The organism is Bacillus sp. WC2507 (genome assembly GCF_052656125.1).
On sequence record NZ_JBQXPN010000001.1, the window covers coordinates 1,923,069 to 1,942,587 of the forward strand.

Annotated in this window: 16 protein-coding genes and 2 pseudogenes; all 18 read left to right on the top strand. The window is 36.7% G+C overall.

Annotated elements, in window-relative coordinates; translation table 11 throughout:
* Positions 1-58: 58 nt before the first annotated feature.
* A complete protein-coding gene (gene ymfI / locus ACUN28_RS10330; RefSeq protein ID WP_016086640.1) occupies positions 59-772 on the top strand; it encodes an elongation factor P 5-aminopentanone reductase in 714 nt (237 codons plus the stop codon).
* A 75-nt stretch (positions 773-847) separates the two neighbouring features.
* Entirely contained in the window at positions 848-1,096 is a 249-nt protein-coding gene (locus ACUN28_RS10335) for a DUF3243 domain-containing protein (protein ID WP_000114455.1), read from the top strand.
* 140 nt (positions 1,097-1,236) lie between these two features.
* Positions 1,237-2,022, top strand: coding sequence for a DUF3388 domain-containing protein (locus ACUN28_RS10340; RefSeq protein WP_000574107.1), 786 nt, complete (start codon positions 1,237-1,239; stop codon positions 2,020-2,022).
* 21 nt (positions 2,023-2,043) lie between these two features.
* Positions 2,044-2,961, top strand: coding sequence for a helix-turn-helix domain-containing protein (locus tag ACUN28_RS10345; RefSeq protein WP_016086641.1), 918 nt, complete (start codon positions 2,044-2,046; stop codon positions 2,959-2,961).
* A 63-nt stretch (positions 2,962-3,024) separates the two neighbouring features.
* Positions 3,025-3,603 carry a CDP-diacylglycerol--glycerol-3-phosphate 3-phosphatidyltransferase gene (gene pgsA, locus ACUN28_RS10350; RefSeq protein WP_001052973.1) on the top strand — a complete coding sequence of 193 codons (579 nt, stop codon included), beginning with the start codon at positions 3,025-3,027 and terminating at the stop codon, positions 3,601-3,603.
* Positions 3,604-3,623: 20 nt separating this feature from the next.
* Positions 3,624-4,862 carry a competence/damage-inducible protein CinA gene (gene cinA / locus ACUN28_RS10355; RefSeq protein WP_016086642.1) on the top strand — a complete coding sequence of 413 codons (1,239 nt, stop codon included), beginning with the start codon at positions 3,624-3,626 and terminating at the stop codon, positions 4,860-4,862.
* Positions 4,863-5,006: 144 nt separating this feature from the next.
* Positions 5,007-5,615, top strand: a pseudogene (gene recA / locus ACUN28_RS10360) (recombinase RecA); the annotation flags it as partial.
* A gap of 327 nt (positions 5,616-5,942) precedes the next feature.
* Positions 5,943-6,365, top strand: a pseudogene (locus tag ACUN28_RS10365) (recombinase RecA); the annotation flags it as partial.
* Between the two features lie 482 nt (positions 6,366-6,847).
* Positions 6,848-8,413: a ribonuclease Y gene (rny, locus tag ACUN28_RS10370; protein ID WP_016086643.1), complete on the top strand. Its 1,566-nt coding sequence runs from the start codon at positions 6,848-6,850 to the stop codon at positions 8,411-8,413.
* Positions 8,414-8,567: 154 nt separating this feature from the next.
* Entirely contained in the window at positions 8,568-9,362 is a 795-nt protein-coding gene (locus tag ACUN28_RS10375; RefSeq protein ID WP_016086644.1) for a TIGR00282 family metallophosphoesterase, read from the top strand.
* A gap of 149 nt (positions 9,363-9,511) precedes the next feature.
* Positions 9,512-9,772: a stage V sporulation protein SpoVS gene (gene spoVS / locus ACUN28_RS10380; protein ID WP_000404341.1), complete on the top strand. Its 261-nt coding sequence runs from the start codon at positions 9,512-9,514 to the stop codon at positions 9,770-9,772.
* A 58-nt stretch (positions 9,773-9,830) separates the two neighbouring features.
* The gene (locus ACUN28_RS10385) at positions 9,831-10,754 is read left to right on the top strand and encodes a dipeptidase (protein WP_016086645.1); all 924 of its coding nucleotides are present in this window, start codon (positions 9,831-9,833) and stop codon (positions 10,752-10,754) included.
* 227 nt (positions 10,755-10,981) lie between these two features.
* Positions 10,982-12,739, top strand: coding sequence for a 2-oxoacid:acceptor oxidoreductase subunit alpha (locus ACUN28_RS10390; RefSeq protein ID WP_000625413.1), 1,758 nt, complete (start codon positions 10,982-10,984; stop codon positions 12,737-12,739).
* On the top strand, positions 12,726-13,592 hold the full coding sequence (locus ACUN28_RS10395; protein WP_000190154.1) for a 2-oxoacid:ferredoxin oxidoreductase subunit beta: 867 nt from the start codon (positions 12,726-12,728) through the stop codon (positions 13,590-13,592). The genes ACUN28_RS10390 and ACUN28_RS10395 overlap by 14 nt, the downstream gene beginning before the upstream one ends.
* A gap of 428 nt (positions 13,593-14,020) precedes the next feature.
* A complete protein-coding gene (gene miaB, locus ACUN28_RS10400) occupies positions 14,021-15,553 on the top strand; it encodes a tRNA (N6-isopentenyl adenosine(37)-C2)-methylthiotransferase MiaB (protein ID WP_016086646.1) in 1,533 nt (510 codons plus the stop codon).
* On the top strand, positions 15,554-15,985 hold the full coding sequence (locus ACUN28_RS10405) for a RicAFT regulatory complex protein RicA family protein (RefSeq protein WP_016086647.1): 432 nt from the start codon (positions 15,554-15,556) through the stop codon (positions 15,983-15,985).
* A 125-nt stretch (positions 15,986-16,110) separates the two neighbouring features.
* Positions 16,111-16,653 (top strand): outer spore coat protein CotE, encoded by a 543-nt coding sequence (gene cotE / locus ACUN28_RS10410; protein ID WP_001288800.1) that lies wholly within the window; start codon positions 16,111-16,113, stop codon positions 16,651-16,653.
* A gap of 181 nt (positions 16,654-16,834) precedes the next feature.
* On the top strand, positions 16,835-19,513 hold the full coding sequence (gene mutS, locus ACUN28_RS10415) for a DNA mismatch repair protein MutS (RefSeq protein ID WP_016086648.1): 2,679 nt from the start codon (positions 16,835-16,837) through the stop codon (positions 19,511-19,513).
* Positions 19,514-19,519: the final 6 nt, after the last annotated feature.

Below are 19,519 nucleotides of genomic sequence, written 5' to 3' on the forward strand. Positions count from 1 at the left end.
GATGAGGGTATTATTTATTTGTAGGATAAAGATTTTGATGGGATAAGAGAGGAATTATATGAAAAAGTATGCATTAGTAACTGGAGGAAGCGGAGGGATTGGCTCTGCTATTTCAAAACAATTAATTCAAGATGGATATACAGTATATGTTCATTATAATAACAGTGAAGAGAAAGTGAATGAGTTGCAGAAAGAATGGGGTGAAGTGATTCCTGTTCAAGCGAATTTGGCTTCTAGTGATGGGGCAGAGCAATTGTGGGGACAAATTGAACATCCTCTTGATGTTATCGTATATGCAGCTGGGAAGAGTATCTTTGGACTAGTAACAGATGTAACGAACGATGAATTGAATTATATGGTAGAACTTCAAGTGAAGAGCATCTATAAACTATTATCAATGGCGCTGCCATCTATGATTCAGCGGAGAAGCGGTAATATTGTACTTATTTCGTCTATATGGGGACAAATTGGCGCATCATGTGAAGTACTTTACTCGATGGTAAAAGGTGCACAAAATTCATATGTGAAAGCTTTAGCAAAAGAAGTTTCATTAAGTGGATTAAGGGTTAACGCGGTGGCACCAGGTGCAATTGAAACGGAAATGTTACATGTATTTTCAGAAGAGGATAAGAATGAAATTGCTGAAGAGATTCCGCTAGGGCGATTAGGATTACCAGAAGAGGTAGCGAAAACAGTGTCATTCCTCGTATCACCAGGAGCATCTTACATAACTGGACAAATTATCGGAGTGAATGGCGGTTGGCATTGCTAAAAAATTCTTACATAAAAAATGAAAAACTGCACAAATTAAGCATGATTCTATTACTAAGTAGTGAGGTGCTTACACATGTCAGTTTTAGATAATTTTGATCAATGGAAGAGCTTTTTAGGAGAACGTTTAGAACAAGCATCAGGAAAAGGTCTTGATGGTGGTGCTGTATCAGATATGGCATTCCGTGTTGGTGATTATTTAGCAAATGAAGTAGAAGCGCGAAACGATCAAGAGAAATTATTGTCTGAGCTATGGAAAGTTGCTGATGAACAAGAGCAACATACAATTGCAAACTTAATGGTGAAGTTTGTACAACATAAGTAAAAAAATAGAGAGGAGAATCTCCTCTCTATTTTTTTTGTATAATAATAACGCGGGATAGATTATACATTTAGCTTCCCTATTAAGGTGAAATCATATAATATAGTACGTAGGTGTAAAGTAAGCAAGGGGAGTGATCTTGGATGATTGAATGGTATTTTGAATATGAAATACATAAAAACCGACCTGGCTTGCTTGGTGACGTTTCTTCGTTAATCGGTATGCTCGGCATTAATATTGTCACAATTAATGGTGTAGATAATGCACGACGTGGATTACTCCTTATGTGTGATAATCAAGAGCAAATCTCTAGACTTGAATCAATTTTAAATACGATGGATAACATAACGGTAACGAAATATCGTCCGCCAAAGCTAAGAGATAAGCTAGCAGTTAGACATGGTAGGTACATACAACGAGATGCAGATGATAAAAAGACATTTCGTTTTGTACGTGATGAATTAGGGTTACTTGTAGATTTTATGGCTGAAATTATGAAAAAAGAAGGCCATAAACTAATCGGGATACGAGGAATGCCTCGTGTCGGAAAAACAGAATCCATTGTTGCCGCAAGTGTTTGTGCAAATAAAAGATGGCTATTTGTATCATCTACTCTTATTAAGCAAACTGTTCGTAGTCAATTGATTGAAGATGAGTATAGCGACGACAATATTTTCATCTTAGATGGAATCGTGTCAACAAAGCGTGCTAACGAAAGGCATTGGCAGCTTGTTCGTGAAATTATGAGATTACCTGCAACGAAAGTTGTGGAACATCCTGACGTATTTGTGAGTCAGTCAGAATATACATTGGATGATTTTGATTATATTATCGAGTTGCGTAACGATTATGATGAAGAAATTCAATATAATTTAGTAGATGAAATTGAGCAAGGTACGCAAAATAATTTCTCTATGTTTGACTTTTAAAGAAATATTGAGGTGTTAGTAGTGACGGAATTAGGACAAAAGCTGAAAGAAGCAAGAGGAACGAAAGGCTTGTCTATTGATCAGCTGCATGAGAGTACAAAAATTCAAAAACGCCATTTAGTAGCGATTGAGGAAGGCAATTATGATGTATTGCCAGGAGCTTTTTATGCGCGTGCATTCATTAAACAATACGCAGAGGCGGTTGGGTTAAATGGAGAGGAACTGCTTGTAGAATATCAGAGTACGATACCACAATCTGAAAAACGCGATGTTCCACAAGTATCAACTGGACAAAAAACACAAGAAACAATGCAAAAAACTTCATCATGGCCAATTGCAGATCATATGCCGAAAGTTTTAGTTGCGCTATTAGTAATTGCATTTGGAGTGGTAATTTGGTTTGTTTTCCAAGCGTTAACTGGAAAAGGTGATGAGAAAGTTCCGAATGCTCAAAGTGAGAAAATTGAAGTTAAAAAAGCAGAAAACTCTCCGCTAGATACGAAGAAAGATGAAGTGAAAGCAGAAGAGCCGAAAAAAGAGGAACCAAAAAAAGAAGAGCCTAAGAAAGAAGAACCAAAGAAAGAGGAACAGCCAACTGGACAACAAGAAGTGAAAGTAGTTGGAACAACTGGTAAAGTATCTACTTTGGAAATTCATAATAATAAAACATTAGAACTGGAAATATCGGGTAAAGGTGCGAGTTATGTAGATGTTAAAGATGATGCTGGGAATGTGATTCTAAACACTACAGTACAAGAGGGCCAAATAGAAAAACATAATGTATCAACAGTAAAAGAAGTGCGACTTAATATTGGAAATGCAACGAATGTTGAAGTTAAACTGAATGGCCAAGTGGTCGCTTACCCATTGGATCCAGAAAAAGAACTTCACCAAAGATTGGTGATAAAAAACCAAGGGATAGAGCAACCTGCACAATAACAGTCATCGCTTCGATGACTTTTTTCAATGAACAAATGTTTTTGATATGATGGAGGAATAGCTGTGAATTTACCAAACAAAATTACAATATCTAGAATCTTCTTAATTCCAATTTTTATGGTAATTATGTTAGCACCCTTTGATTGGGGTTCATACACAATTGGTGATGTTGATTTGCCAATTCAACATTTAGTAGGAGCACTTATCTTTATTGTTGCTTCGGCTACAGATTGGATTGATGGACATTACGCAAGAAAGTATAATCTTGTAACGAATTTAGGGAAATTTCTTGACCCGTTAGCGGATAAATTACTTGTTTCGGCAGCACTTATTACATTAGTTGAGATGCAATACGTACCTGCTTGGATTGTTATTATAATTATAAGTCGAGAGTTTGCAGTAACAGGTTTACGCCTTGTACTTGCTGGAACAGGGGAAGTAGTTGCGGCAAATCAGCTAGGGAAAATTAAGACATGGACACAAATTATCGCGATTGCAGCATATTTATTACACGATGTACCTTTAAATTTAATCCATATTCCGGTGGCTGATATCTTTATATGGATTGCATTAATCTTTACTGTTATTTCAGGGTGGGATTATTTCTGGAAAAATAGAGCTGCTTTTGTAAACTCAAAATAGAAGTTTATGGGGGAATTGGGATGAATGCTGAAATTATTGCGGTTGGAACTGAATTATTACTTGGACAAATTGCAAATACAAATGCCCAGTTTTTATCCGAAAAGTTAGCTTCAATTGGAATTAATGTGTACTACCATACTGTAGTTGGAGATAATAACAAGCGATTACAGCAGGCGATTGAAGTTGCGGAAGAACGTGCTGACATGCTTATTTTTACAGGTGGATTAGGCCCGACAAAAGATGATTTGACGAAAGAAACGATATCTTCTAGTTTGGGTGAAGAGCTTGTGTATGATGAAAAGGCATTAGCCTCGATAAGCGATTACTTTAAGCGTACAGGTCGCGAGTTCACAGAGAATAATAAAAAGCAGGCGCTCGTTTTGAATGGAGCAACTGTATTTGCGAATGATCACGGCATGGCACCTGGTATGGGGTTAAATAAGAACGGGAAAGTTTATATTTTATTACCAGGACCACCGAAAGAGATGAAGCCGATGTATATAAGTTATGTAGAGCCTTTTTTACGTAATTTTACAACAGGAGAAAACATTTATTCTCGTGTGCTTCGCTTCTTCGGGATTGGGGAATCTCAATTAGAGGTGAAAGTTCAAGATTTAATTGATGGACAAACGAACCCGACAATCGCGCCCCTTGCGAATGATGGAGAAGTGACACTACGTTTAACTGCCAAACATCAAAATGCTGATGAAGCGGCGAAACTCATTCAGCATATGGAAGATTTGATTTTAGAAAGAGTAGGAGAATTTTTCTACGGGTATGATCAAGAGTTTCTGCATGATAAGGCGATAGAGTTATTGAAGAAAAAAGGATTAACTTTAGCGTGTGCAGAAAGTTTAACCGGTGGTCTCTTCGGCAATCAAGTAACAGAAAGTGCTGGTGTGTCTTCAGTATTTAAAGGCGGTGTCATTTGTTATCATAATGATGTGAAGCAACATGTTTTACATGTACCTGAGGAAGTATTGTCTACTGATGGTGCAGTTAGTAAAGAATGTGCTCGTTATCTTGCTGAAAATGTTAAGGGCTTATTAAAAGCGGATATCGGAATTAGTTTCACTGGGGTAGCAGGACCAGATGCTTCAGAACATAAAGAGCCGGGAACAGTATTTGTTGGATTGGCGATTAAGGATGAGTCAACTGTAGTCTTTCCTCTTCATTTAAGTGGAAGTCGTCAACAAATTAGGGAACGTTCGGCGAAATATGGATTTTATCATTTGTATAAAAAGCTAGAAGAGATGTGAGTCTCTTCTAGCTTTTTTTAATGCTTAAATGCAGTTTTATTAATTGGAAAATAAAAAAATCGAATAAATGTTCGATTTTTGTTGGCAAATTGAATTGAAAATAGGTATAATAAGATTAGCAATTCAGTTAAGGAGGAATTTTGAATGAGTGATCGTCAAGCGGCGTTAGATATGGCGTTAAAACAAATAGAGAAGCAATTCGGTAAAGGTTCAATTATGAAATTAGGAGAACAAGCGGAGCGTAGAATTTCTACAATTTCAAGTGGTTCTTTAGCACTTGATGTGGCACTAGGGGTAGGCGGATACCCACGTGGCCGTATTATCGAAATTTATGGACCAGAAAGTTCAGGTAAAACAACAGTTTCATTACACGCAATCGCTGAAGTACAGCGTCAAGGTGGACAAGCAGCGTTTATTGATGCGGAGCATGCAATGGATCCTGTATATGCACAAAAATTAGGCGTTAACATAGATGAATTACTATTATCACAACCTGATACAGGGGAGCAAGGACTAGAAATCGCAGAAGCACTTGTACGAAGTGGCGCGGTTGATATTATCGTAATTGACTCTGTAGCAGCTCTTGTACCGAAAGCTGAGATTGAAGGAGACATGGGTGACTCACACGTAGGTCTACAAGCTCGTTTAATGTCTCAAGCACTTCGTAAGCTGTCAGGTGCAATCAATAAATCAAAAACAATCGCAATCTTTATTAACCAAATTCGCGAAAAAGTTGGGGTTATGTTCGGAAATCAACTACAAGTTGCTTAATCGTAAAGATTAAGGAGTTTACCATGGGTTTCCCTTGCTAGTGATAGCATGTTAAAAAACCTTGTGAACCTTATTGCCTAAGGGTGTAACTATTCATATAGTTGCTAACGGTGAAGCCCACCATTATTTAGGGTAATACCGTGCCAAGCTCCATAGTGATATGGGGAAGGTGTAGAGACTACCGAAAAGGACTTTTAGTTAACTGAGTAGGGTACGGCAGATGATAGGCTACTGCTGGAAGTGCAAGGCTCTCTGTAAAGAGATGAAGAGATAGTCCGGACTATAGAGATGGAAAATCTATAGATAGTGCCAGAAACAACTCCAGGTGGTCGTGCGTTGAAATTCTATTCAACAGTTCGTCTTGAAGTACGTCGTGCGGAGCAATTAAAGCAAGGTAACGACATCGTTGGTAATAAAACGAAAGTAAAAGTAGTTAAAAATAAAGTAGCACCACCATTCCGTGTTGCTGAAGTTGATATTATGTACGGAGAAGGTATTTCAAGAGAAGGTGAAATCTTAGATATGGCTTCTGAACTTGATATCGTTCAAAAGAGTGGTGCTTGGTACTCTTATAATGAAGAGCGTTTAGGACAAGGTCGTGAAAATTCGAAGCAATTCTTAAAAGAGAATACGGATTTAAGAGAGGAAATTGCCTTCTTTGTTCGTGATCATCACGGAATTGGTGAAGACTCTGGTGCTGAAGACACGGAAGATTCAAATCTTCAAGATTAAAAAATAAAAGACACGGTTCCGTGTCTTTTATTTTTTAATCATTATGAAAGCGTTGTATATCGTTGGAGATAAAATATTTAATCTGCCTAAAAGGCTATGTATAAAGAGGGATATATGCATGTTTTGTATGCATAAACTGGAATTTACTAAGGTTTTCCAGGATAATATGCTGTCTTCTTTTTAAATTCATATATGAATTAGGGCTGAAGGTAAAGAAAGTAAAAGTAGACAACGCTTGACAATGAAAATTGCGATAGATACAATGAGAATGTATATTTTTTCTTATATACGAAACACTCTTCTCAAGAAGAGAAGTAATATTCGGAGTAAGACTTAAATCTTGCCGAAATAATAATATGACATTTTAATTGTGAAATGAAGAAAGTCCCTTAAAAAAGTGGGACGACGGTCTTTGCTGTATGTTGGTATTCAATGTACATGCCGACAGTCTTTTTTCATTCATAGCAAGGGGAGGTGAAATCATGAGTAGTACTACAGTTTGGATACTCATCTCCATTTTGCTTGCAACAGTCGGTGCAGTTGTTGGCTTTTTTGTTCGAAAGTCTATTGCCGAAGCGAAGATTAATGGTGCAGCTAATGAAGCGAAACGTATTATAGACGAAGCGAATCGTGAGGCTGAAGCACTTAAGAAAGAAGCGCTTTTAGAAGCAAAGGATGAAATTCATACACTTCGTACAGAAGCTGAATTAGAAATTCGTGACCGTAGAAGCGAATTACAAAAACAAGAAAATCGTTTAATGCAAAAAGAAGAGAACCTTGATCGTAAAGACGAAACGCTCGATAAACGCGAGCTACAGTTAGAAAAGAAAGAGGATTCTCTTGTAGCGAGACAACAACAGATTGAAGAGTTGGAAAGCAAAGTGGGAGAGTTAGTTCAAAAGCAACAAACAGAATTAGAGCGCATTTCCAATCTGACACGCGAACAAGCGAAAGCAATTATTCTTGGTAAAGTAGAAAGTGAAGTTTCTCATGAAATTGCCGTAATGGTAAAAGAAAGTGAAGTTCGTGCGAAAGAAGAAGCGGATAAGAAAGCAAAAGAAATCTTATCTCTTGCAATGCAAAGATGTGCAGCTGATCATGTTGCTGAAACAACCGTTTCGGTTGTAAATCTTCCAAATGACGAAATGAAGGGACGTATTATCGGACGTGAAGGTCGAAATATTCGTACGTTAGAAACGTTAACAGGTATTGACCTTATTATCGATGATACACCAGAAGCGGTTATCCTTTCTGGATTCGACCCAATTCGTCGTGAAACAGCTCGTATCGCTCTTGATAAACTAGTACAGGACGGACGTATTCACCCAGCGCGTATTGAAGAGATGGTCGAAAAATCAAGACGTGAAGTGGACGAGTATATTCGCGAAGTCGGAGAGCAAACAACGTTTGAAGTGGGTGTTCACGGATTACATCCAGATTTAATTAAGATTTTAGGTCGTTTAAAATACCGTACAAGTTACGGACAAAACGTCTTAAAACACTCTATGGAAGTTGCGTATTTAACTGGACTTATGGCAGCAGAGCTTGGTGAGGATGAAAAGCTAGCAAGACGTGCTGGTCTATTACATGATATCGGTAAAGCGATTGACCATGAAGTAGAAGGTAGCCACGTTGAAATTGGTGTTGAACTCGCAACGAAATATAAAGAGCATCCTGTAGTTATAAACAGTATTGCATCTCACCATGGGGACACAGAACCAACTTCTATCATTGCAGTTTTAGTTGCAGCAGCAGATGCATTATCAGCTGCAAGACCTGGAGCTCGTAGTGAAACACTTGAGAACTATATTCGTCGTCTTGAAAAGTTAGAAGAGATTTCAGAGTCTTATGAAGGCGTAGAAAAATCTTTCGCAATTCAAGCAGGACGAGAAGTTCGTATTCTGGTAAAACCAGATACAATTGATGATTTAGAAGCTCATCGTTTAGCTCGTGATATTCGAAAACGTATTGAAAATGAACTGGATTACCCAGGACATATTAAAGTAACTGTTATTCGTGAGACACGTGCAGTGGAATACGCAAAATAAAGTGGTGAAACACCACTTTATTTTTTTGTGTTGGAATTGGTTAAAATAAAGGGAATTAGTATACAAGTGCAACAAACTTATAATAAATATATTGTAAGGAAATCACTTGAAGCTATAGTAATAAAAAATGTAGTACATAGGAAGGGTAAGACATATGAGAATATTATTTGTTGGGGATGTAGTAGGATCTCCTGGTAGAGGTATGATTCAACAATACGTACCGGCATTAAAGAAAAAATATACACCTACAGTAACCATTATTAATGGAGAAAATGCAGCAGGTGGACGTGGAATTACGGAAAAAATATATCGAAACTTTTTAGAATGCGGGGCACAAGCGGTTACACTTGGAAACCACGCGTGGGATAACCGTGAAGTATTTGAATTTATTGATGACGCAAAATATCTTGCAAGACCAGCTAACTTCCCAGAAGGAACTCCAGGAAAAGGACTTATCTTTGTGAACTGTAATGGAACAGAAGTTGCAGTCATTAACTTACAAGGACGTACATTCCTTCCTCCGATTGATTGCCCATTCCGTAAAGTGGATGAATTAATTAACATTGCAAAAAAACGTACGAATATTATCTTTATTGATTTCCATGCGGAAACTACAAGTGAAAAACAAGCGTTAGGTTGGTATGTAGATGGTCGTGCTACAGCGGTAGTAGGTACGCATACACATGTTCCTACAGCAGATAATCGTATTTTACCAAGCGGAACGGCATATATCACGGATGTTGGTATGACAGGACCGTACGATGGGATTTTAGGTATGGATCGAGAAGCGGTATTGAAGAAGTTTTTAACAAACTTACCAGTACGATTTGAAGTGACAAGTGGTAGAACACAATTAAGTGCAGTGCTAATTGATGTGGATCCTAATACAGGGAAAGCTAAGAAAATTCAGCGTATCTTAATTAATGATGATCAACCATTTTTTGAGTAATTCCTGGATAAAATTTAGATAATTTATTATTTTTTAATTTTTTAGAAAAATTACGGAAATTTAGCAGGAATACGCGTCATTCCTCGTGAATATAAGTTAAAGTGAAATAATTGCTAATACTTTTTATAGAAACGAGGAGGAAACGCGGAATGGAAATATTAAAAGTTAAAGCAACGTCGGTCCCTAATTCTGTAGCTGGTGCACTTGCAGGTGTTATTCGCGAACGCGGAACAGCAGAAATTCAAGCCATTGGTGCAGGTGCATTGAACCAAGCGGTAAAGGCAGTAGCAATTGCAAGAGGATTTGTAGCGCCTAGTGGTTTGGACCTAATTTGTATCCCAGCGTTTACAGATATTATGATTGATGGGGAAGAGCGTACAGCAATAAAATTAATTGTAGAACCTCGTTAAGTTTAAACAACCTGTTTGCAGTATGCAAACAGGTTGTTTTTATAATGGAGGAATGGAAATGAAAATTTTTGATGCTCATTGTGATGTACTCTTTCAGTTATGGAGTGCACAGGGGGAAAAGAATTTTAAAAACGATTCGCAATTACATATTACATTTGAACAGTTAAAGAGAAGAAAAGGAAGTATACAATGTTTTGCTATATATGTGCCAGAAACGGTGCTATATGAAAAACGATTTGAAGCGGCATTACAAATGGCAGATATTTTTTATAATGAAATTTTATCACTACCGGGTGTGAAGTTTATTCAGACAAAAAATGATATTAGCATGTTAAAACAGGACGAGATTGGAGCGATATTAACATTAGAAGGATGCGAAGCAATTGGAAAAGATGCAATGAAATTACGGTTGTTTTATCGCCTAGGAGTACGTTCTTTTGGACTGACATGGAATTATGCCAATTTATTAGCTGATGGTGCGCTGGAGACACGTGGGGCGGGTTTAACGACATTTGGTAAACATGTTGTACAAGAACTTAATACGCTGCATGTATGGACCGATGTGTCTCATCTGAATGAAAGAAGTTTTTGGGATGTTATAGAAATTGCCAAAAATCCTATTGCCTCCCACTCAAATTGTACGAAACTTTGTCAGCACCCACGTAATTTAAACGATGAACAACTTAGAGCTCTTATAAAGCGAAATAGCATGATCGGTGTCACTTTCGTACCACAGTTTCTAACAAGTGAAAAACAAGCGCATATAGCAGATATAGTAAGACATATCGAATATATTTGTTCATTAGGTGGAGAGAACAATATAGGATTTGGTTCCGATTTTGATGGGATATTAGAAACAGTTGTAAATGTATCAGCGTATAGAGAGTATGAAAATGTAATGAATGAGCTTTGTAAACACTATGCTGCATCTACTGTAGAGCGATTTTTATATGATAATTTTGTTGAACATATAAGCTTTTAAGATTTTTGTTTTGAAAATACAAAAAAATCAGAATTAATTCATTTGATATTATTGCTTTTTTTAAGACCTAATACTAGAATGAAAAACAAAATAGTTTTATACTAAAGATTCAGGGAAATCAGAAGAGGCATAATTTGCGTCCGTTGTAGTTTATTTGTATAAAAAATGCTAAACTATTACTGTAAAAAAATACACTACAATGAATGCAGCCAAAAGGGGTGTAGGAGATGATTAGTCAACTTTCATGGAAAGTTGGAGGCCAACAAGGTGAAGGAATTGAAAGTACAGGAGAAATCTTCTGTATTGCATTAAACCGATTAGGATATTACCTATACGGTTACCGCCACTTCTCATCACGTATTAAAGGCGGCCATACAAATAATAAAATTCGTGTAAGTACAACAGAAGTACGCGCGATCTCAGATGATTTAGATATTTTAATTGCTTTTGATCAAGAAACAATTGATTTTAACTTCCACGAACTACGTCCAGGTGGAATTGTAGTTGCGGATGCGAAATTTAATCCAACAATACCTGACAATACAGATGTAAATCTATATGTGATACCGTTTACAGATATTGCTTCAGAATTAGGTACATCATTAATGAAAAACATGGTTGCTGTTGGGGCATCAAGTGCGGTATTAGGGCTAGACGAGACAGCTTATTTAGATGTTGTTGAAGAGATCTTTGGTCGTAAAGGAGAGCAAGTCGTTCAAAAGAATATGGATGCAATTAAACGTGGCTCTCAATATATGAAAGAATTGCTAGGTGAGAAAGTGAACATGATGCAGCTTGAAAAAGCTGATGGTAAGAAACGCATGTTTATGATTGGAAACGATGCAATCGCATTTGGTGCGGTAGCTGGTGGTGCTCGCTTTATGTCTGCATATCCAATTACACCTGCATCTGAAATTATGGAATACTTAATTAAAAAATTGCCAAAAGTTGGCGGGACAGTAATCCAAACTGAGGATGAAATCGCAGCTTGTACAATGGCAATCGGTGCAAACTATGCTGGTGTTCGTACATTAACTGCATCTGCTGGTCCAGGTCTATCTTTAATGATGGAAGCGATTGGTTTAGCGGGTATTACAGAAACACCATTAGTAATTGTTGATACACAACGTGGTGGTCCAAGTACAGGATTACCAACGAAACAAGAGCAGTCTGATTTAATGGCGATGATTTACGGTACGCATGGTGAGATTCCAAAAATCGTAATGGCACCAAGTACAGTTGAAGAAGCTTTCTATGATATTGTAGAAGCATTTAACCTTGCTGAAGAATATCAAGTTCCTGTTATTTTCTTAACAGATTTACAGCTTTCTTTAGGGAAACAAACGGTAGAACCGCTTACGTTAGATAAAGTGGAAATTCGTCGCGGTAAGCTTGATTTAGAGGCGGAATTACCAGAACGTGAAAATAAAGCATATTTCAAGCGTTATGAAGTAACTGAAGATGGCGTTTCACCACGTGTTTTACCTGGTATGAAAAATGGTGTTCACCATGTTACAGGTGTAGAACATGATGAAACTGGTAAACCATCTGAATCAGCAATAAACCGTAAAGATCAAATGGACAAACGTTTCCGTAAAATGGAGAACTTGAAGTTTAATACCCCTGTTTATAAAAATGTTAAGCATGAAGAAGCAGACGTATTGCTTGTTGGATTTAACTCAACTCGTGGTGCGATCGAAGAAGCAATGGAGCGCTTAGAACAAGAGGGTATGAAAGTAAACCATGCTCATGTGCGTTTAATTCACCCGTTCCCAACAGCTGAAATCGATCCACTTGTGAAAAATGCGAAGCGTGTTGTAGTGGTAGAAAACAATGCAACAGGTCAGCTTGCTAACATTATGAAAATGAATCTTGGTAACGGTGAGAAAATTTCTAGTCTTTTAAAATATGATGGAAACCCATTCTTGCCAAAAGAGATTTACAACGAATGCAAAAAAGGGGTTGTATTAAATGGCAACATTTAAGGACTTTCGTAACAGTGTAAAACCAAACTGGTGCCCAGGTTGCGGAGACTTCTCGGTGCAAGCTGCAATTCAACGTGCGGCAGCTAACGTTGGCTTAAATCCAGATGAACTTGCTGTTATTTCTGGTATCGGCTGTTCAGGTCGTATTTCAGGGTATATTAATTCATATGGTGTGCATAGTATTCACGGACGTGCCCTTCCGATTGCACAAGGTGTGAAAATGGCAAATCGTGATTTAACAGTTATCGCATCAGGTGGTGACGGTGATGGATTTGCGATTGGTATGGGACATACAATCCATTCTATTCGTCGTAACATCGACATTACGTACATCGTAATGGATAACCAAATCTATGGATTAACAAAAGGGCAAACTTCACCACGTAGTGAAGCTGGATTTAAAACGAAAAGTACACCACAAGGTTCAATTGAACCGTCACTAAATGTTATGGAAATGGCTTTAACAGCTGGTGCAACATTTGTGGCGCAAAGCTTTTCAAGTGATTTAAAAGAATTAACACAAATTATTGAAGCTGGTATTAACCATAAAGGATTTTCATTAATTAACGTGTTCAGCCCATGTGTTACTTACAATAAAGTAAATACTTATGATTGGTTTAAAGAGAATTTAACAAAACTAAGTACAGTAGAGGGATATGATCCATCTAATCGCATGATGGCTATGCAAACATTAATGGAAAATAACGGATTAGTAACAGGTTTAATTTATCAAAATACAGCACAACCTTCATACCAAGAACTTGTAAAAGGCTATAGTGAGAAGCCTTTAGTGCAATCTGATTTAAATATGGATCAGAAAATGTTTGATGAACTTGTTGCTGAATTTATGTAATGTAAGAAGAAAAGGTTGCCGCTTGGCAACCTTTTTTTAATGAGGAAAAATAAAAGGTAGTTATATTTACTTAGAAAATTCAGAATGGTAAAATAATATATAAATCGTTGTATGAAAATAGCGAGTTCATTGCTAATGAAATGTAAGATAAGACAGATCCTATTTCTTGTTAAAATTGGCGAAACGCTTCATACTATGGTAATGTTTATAGGGATAAAGCAATATGCTTTTGGTAGGACAAAAAGAAATACGAAAAGGGAATGTCTATTTGTGTGGGGAAGACTTCATTCTTATAGATGATTAGATTGGTTACTCAAGTTTCAAAGGACAAGTTATCTCTCAAGCTATCTAACCATTTTTGAGGTGAGTTTAAGCGCATTAAAATGGACTATAGAGTGTGTATAGTTAAGGGTGAAAGGAGATTACCGATGAACGAGCAACAACGATTAGCAAGTCAACAAGCAAATTCCTCTACGAAAAAAGAAGAGAAAGATTATAGTAAATACTTTGAAAATGTATACCAACCACCTTCCTTAAAAGATGCAAAAAAGCGAGGGAAAGAAGAAGTTAAAATTGAACGGGATTTTGGCTTACCTGAAGAGTTTCGCAATTTTGGTACAGGAAGAAAGTTCTATATTCGTACATATGGTTGTCAAATGAATGAGCATGATACGGAAGTAATGGCGGGTATTTTCACCGCGCTTGGATATGAACCAACTTTTTCAACTGAAGATGCAGATGTAGTATTATTAAATACTTGTGCCATTCGTGAAAATGCTGAAAATAAAGTGTTCGGTGAACTAGGTCATTTAAAGTCATTAAAACGAAGAAATCCGGACCTTTTAATTGGTGTATGTGGTTGTATGTCTCAAGAGGAATCTGTTGTAAATAAAATTATGCAAAAAAATCAGCATGTAGATATGGTGTTTGGAACGCATAATATTCATAGATTACCGTACATTCTAAAAGATGCAATGTTTTCTAAGGAGACGGTAGTTGAAGTTTGGTCAAAAGAAGGGGACGTAATTGAAAACCTTCCGAAAGTACGCCGTGGTGATATTAAAGCCTGGGTAAATATTATGTATGGCTGCGATAAGTTCTGTACATATTGTATCGTACCGTATACACGCGGAAAAGAGCGAAGCAGACGTCCAGAAGATATCATCCAAGAGATTCGTCATTTAGCTGCAAATGGTTATAAAGAAATTACGTTACTTGGACAGAACGTAAATGCATATGGTAAAGACTTTGAAGATTTTGAATACGGTCTAGGCGATTTAATGGACGAACTCCGTAAAGTGGATATTGCCCGTATTCGTTTTACAACGAGCCATCCACGTGATTTCGATGATCATTTAATTGAAGTGCTTGGAAAAGGTGGAAACTTAGTAGAACATATTCACTTACCAGTTCAATCTGGAAGCACAGATATGTTAAAAATTATGGCGCGTAAATATTCACGTGAGCATTATTTAGAACTTGTAAGAAAAATTAAGGAAGCCATTCCAAATGCAGTATTAACAACTGATATTATCGTCGGTTTCCCAAATGAAACAGATGAGCAATTTGAAGAAACGATGTCGTTATATCGTGAAGTAGGATTTGATACTGCCTTTACCTTTATTTATTCTCCGCGCGAAGGTACACCAGCTGCAAAAATGAAAGATAATGTACCGATGGAAGTGAAAAAAGAACGTCTTCAACGCTTAAATACACTAGTAAATACGTTGGCAATTGAAAAGAATAATCGTTACAAAGGTCAAATTGTAGAAGTGTTAGTTGATGGGGAAAGTAAAAATAATCCAGAAGTACTTGCAGGTTATACTCGTACGAATAAACTTGTAAACTTCGTCGCTTCAAAATCTTTAATTGGTCAGCTTGTAAAAGTAAAAGTAACGGAAGCAAAAACTTGGTCTCTTAACGGGGAATTAGTTGAAGAGCCGATTGAGGTGGAATTATAGATGAAAGCATATTCGAAAGATGAAATTGTTGAACAAGCGAAAGAATTAGCAAAAATGATTTCTGAAACAGAAGAAGTTGATTTCTTTAAGAAAGCAGAGGCGCAAATTCATAAAAATGAAAATGTAAAGCGTGCAATTGATGAAATTAAAGCGCTGCAAAAGCAAGCAGTAAACTTGCAACATTATGGGAAATGGGAAGCTTTGAAAAAAGTAGAAGCTGAAATTGATGCCCTGCAAGATAAGTTAGATAGTATCCCAGTAGTACAAGAATTTAAATCTTCACAAACATACGTAAATGACTTACTACAGCTAGTTGCAAGTACGATTTCTAACAACGTAACAGATGAAATATTAATTTCAACTAATGGCGATGTATTGAAAGGTGAAACGGGTGCAGCGGTAGAAAGTAAAAAAGGAAATTGTGGTTGTTAAAGAGATGTCATACTGACATCTCTTTTTTTTAGTGGGTTAACGTAAGTTCTTCTCGAAAAAAGAATGACACATTCCGCTATTGTCACGCATATGATTAAGTGAATAGTGATTGAGGAGGGTTACGAATGTCCGAATTTAGAGAGATTATTACAAAAGCAGTGGTTGGAAAAGGACGTAAGTATACAAAGTCAACGCATACATGTGAATCGAATAATGAGCCAACAAGTATTTTAGGGTGCTGGGTAATTAACCACTCGTACGAAGCAAGAAAGAATGGAAAGCATGTGGAAATTGAAGGTTTCTATGATGTGAACACTTGGTATTCATTTGATGGTAATACAAAGACAGAAGTTGTAACAGAACGTGTGAACTACACTGATGAAGTAAGTATTGGGTATCGTGATAAAAACTTTTCTGGTGATGATTTAGAAATTATTGCTCGTGTCATTCAGCCACCAAATTGTTTAGAAGCTCTTGTATCACCAAATGGTAATAAAATTGTTGTAACTGTAGAACGTGAATTTGTAACAGAAGTAGTTGGCGAAACAAAAATTTGTGTAAGTGTAAATCCTGAAGGTTGTGTAGAATCAGACGAAGATTTCCAAATCGATGATGATGAGTTTGAAGAGTTAGATCCGAACTTTATTGTTGATGCAGAAGAAGAGTAATAGAAAGCTAGGGAGAAGTTCTTCCTAGCTTTTTACTTTACATAAGTAGTGCTTGAATGAACATGATTCCTTATGAAATGTGCTATAATGAAGAAAGACTCCTGAAATAGGAGATATGAGTGTCCGTGAAATGTGACATATATGAATATAGATTATTATGTAAGAATTATGGAGGAAAAGTATGACGCAATATACGCCTATGATACAGCAATATTTAAAGGTTAAGGCAGACTATCAAGATGCCTTTTTATTTTTCCGCTTAGGTGATTTTTATGAAATGTTCTTTGAAGATGCGGTTAAAGCAGCTCATGAACTTGAAATTACATTAACGAGCCGAGATGGTGGTAGTAGTGATCGTATACCGATGTGCGGTGTACCACATCATGCAGCTAAAAATTATATTGAACAACTTGTTGAAAAAGGATATAAAGTAGCTGTTTGTGAGCAAGTGGAAGATCCAAAAACAGCTAAAGGTGTAGTGCGCCGTGAAGTCGTACAACTAATTACGCCAGGAACGATGATGGAAGGGCGTACGATTGATGAGAAAGAAAATAACTTCTTAGCAGCATTAACACATTTTGAAGATGGATCATATGCTTTAGCTTGTAATGATTTAACGACTGGACAAAATACAGTAACGTTGTTAACAGGTTCAGTAGAAGATATTTTATTAGAAGTGTATGCAACTGGTTCAAAAGAAATTGTTGTAGATTCTACATTTTCAAAAGATGAATTAAATAAATTAACTGAAACATTAAAAATGACGATTTCGTATGAAGATGCAACAACTATTCCGGAAGGATTAGAACATCTTGTGAAAAATGTTTCACAAGCAAAGTTAATTAAAGCAATTGGACGCTTATTTAACTATGTAATAAGAACACAAAAACGTTCGTTAGATCACTTGCAACCAGTGGAAATTTATTATACGAACCAGTTTATGAAAATTGATGTGCATTCAAAGCGAAATTTAGAACTGACAGAAACACTTCGAACAAAAGAAAAAACAGGATCATTATTATGGCTATTAGATAAAACGAAAACAGCTATGGGTGGTCGTATGTTAAAACAGTGGATGGAACGTCCACTTATTCAAAAAGAAAAAGTTGAAGAGCGTTTAGAAATGGTTGAAACGTTTGTAAATGATTACTTCTTACGTGAAGATTTAAAGGAAAAGTTAAAAGAAGTATATGATTTAGAACGTTTAGCAGGGAAAGTTGCATTTGGTAATGTGAATGCACGGGACTTATTACAGTTAAGACGATCTTTACTTCAAGTACCAGCTATTTTAGAAGCGATTAGTCTGTTAGATAATGCGTATGCAGCAAGGTTAATTCAAGGTGCAGATCCATGTGAGAGCTTAACTGAATTACTAGGAAGAAGTATTCAAGAAAACCCACCGCTTTCTATTAAAGATGGAGATATTATTAAAGACGGTTATAATGACAAGCTTGATCAATATCGTTACGTTAGTAAAAACGGGAAAACGTGGATCGCTGAGCTTGAAAAACGAGAGCGCGATATTACAGGAGTTAAATCGTTAAAAATCGGGTACAACCGTATTTTTGGCTACTACATTGAAGTGACGAAGGCGAATCTTGGAGCATTACCAGAAGGTCGCTATGAGCGTAAACAAACGCTTGCTAATGCTGAACGTTTCATTACAGATGAACTGAAAGAAAAAGAAACATTAATCTTAGAAGCAGAAGAAAAAATTGTACAACTAGAATATGATTTATTTACAGCGCTGCGTGAAGAAGTAAAAGTATTTATTCCGAAATTACAGCATTTAGCGAAAGTAATTAGTGAATTAGATGTACTGCAAAGTTTTGCGACAGTTAGTGAAGAAGAACAGTTTGTAAAACCTGTACTAACAACGAAGCGTGAAATCTTTATTAAAGATGGTCGCCATCCTGTCGTTGAAAAAGTATTGAACGGGAAATTGTATGTACCGAATGATTGTATTATGCCAGAGAAAATGGATGTCTTTTTAATTACAGGACCGAACATGTCTGGTAAAAGTACGTATATGAGACAATTAGCACTTGTAACTGTTATGTCACAGATTGGTTGTTTCGTACCAGCGGCAGAAGCGGTATTACCTGTATTTGATCAAATCTTTACGAGAATTGGTGCAGCGGATGATTTAATTTCCGGTCAAAGTACATTTATGGTCGAAATGTTAGAAGCGAAAAATGCCATTGCAAACGCATCAGAAAGAAGTTTAATTTTATTCGATGAAATTGGACGCGGTACATCTACGTATGATGGTATGGCACTTGCACAAGCAATCATTGAGCATATTCATGACCAAATTGGTGCAAAAACATTATTCTCTACGCATTATCATGAATTGACGGTGCTAGAAGAAAGTTTAGATCAACTGAAGAATGTACATGTTTCAGCTATTGAAGAGAACGGAAAAGTAGTATTCCTTCATAAAATTCAAGATGGAGCGGCTGATAAAAGTTACGGAATTCACGTTGCACAACTTGCGGAGCTTCCAGATAGTTTAATTGCTCGTGCGAAAGAAGTGTTAGCGCAACTAGAAGGACAAGAAGAAATTGTTATTCCAAAGCGTGTAGAAGTGAAAGAGCAAGAGCAAGAAGTTATTCCAGAACCTGTAGTTGTAAAAGAAGCGCCAGTAGAAATACAAGAGACGAAAGTAGAGACTGAAGAAGAATCACAACTATCATTCTTTGGTGGAGAACAGTCTTCGAAAAAACAAGACAGGCCAGTTCTAGATGCAAAAGAAACGGCAGTACTTGCGCAAATTAAAAAAATTGATTTACTTGATATGACACCTTTAGAAGCGATGAATGAATTGTATCGCTTACAGAAAAAGTTAAAGAAAGGATGAGTAAGT

What these genes read in the sequence shown, in the direction of transcription:
- ymfI (WP_016086640.1), top strand. Translation starts at nt 59, where the DNA reads ATGAAAAAGTATGCATTAGTAACTGGAGGAAGCGGAGGGATTGGCTCT.
- ACUN28_RS10335 (WP_000114455.1), top strand. Translation starts at nt 848, where the DNA reads ATGTCAGTTTTAGATAATTTTGATCAATGGAAGAGCTTTTTAGGAGAA.
- ACUN28_RS10340 (WP_000574107.1), top strand. Translation starts at nt 1,237, where the DNA reads ATGATTGAATGGTATTTTGAATATGAAATACATAAAAACCGACCTGGC.
- cinA (WP_016086642.1), top strand. Translation starts at nt 3,624, where the DNA reads ATGAATGCTGAAATTATTGCGGTTGGAACTGAATTATTACTTGGACAA.
- rny (WP_016086643.1), top strand. Translation starts at nt 6,848, where the DNA reads ATGAGTAGTACTACAGTTTGGATACTCATCTCCATTTTGCTTGCAACA.
- ACUN28_RS10375 (WP_016086644.1), top strand. Translation starts at nt 8,568, where the DNA reads ATGAGAATATTATTTGTTGGGGATGTAGTAGGATCTCCTGGTAGAGGT.
- spoVS (WP_000404341.1), top strand. Translation starts at nt 9,512, where the DNA reads ATGGAAATATTAAAAGTTAAAGCAACGTCGGTCCCTAATTCTGTAGCT.
- ACUN28_RS10385 (WP_016086645.1), top strand. Translation starts at nt 9,831, where the DNA reads ATGAAAATTTTTGATGCTCATTGTGATGTACTCTTTCAGTTATGGAGT.
- ACUN28_RS10390 (WP_000625413.1), top strand. Translation starts at nt 10,982, where the DNA reads ATGATTAGTCAACTTTCATGGAAAGTTGGAGGCCAACAAGGTGAAGGA.
- ACUN28_RS10395 (WP_000190154.1), top strand. Translation starts at nt 12,726, where the DNA reads ATGGCAACATTTAAGGACTTTCGTAACAGTGTAAAACCAAACTGGTGC.
- miaB (WP_016086646.1), top strand. Translation starts at nt 14,021, where the DNA reads ATGAACGAGCAACAACGATTAGCAAGTCAACAAGCAAATTCCTCTACG.
- ACUN28_RS10405 (WP_016086647.1), top strand. Translation starts at nt 15,554, where the DNA reads ATGAAAGCATATTCGAAAGATGAAATTGTTGAACAAGCGAAAGAATTA.
- cotE (WP_001288800.1), top strand. Translation starts at nt 16,111, where the DNA reads ATGTCCGAATTTAGAGAGATTATTACAAAAGCAGTGGTTGGAAAAGGA.
- mutS (WP_016086648.1), top strand. Translation starts at nt 16,835, where the DNA reads ATGACGCAATATACGCCTATGATACAGCAATATTTAAAGGTTAAGGCA.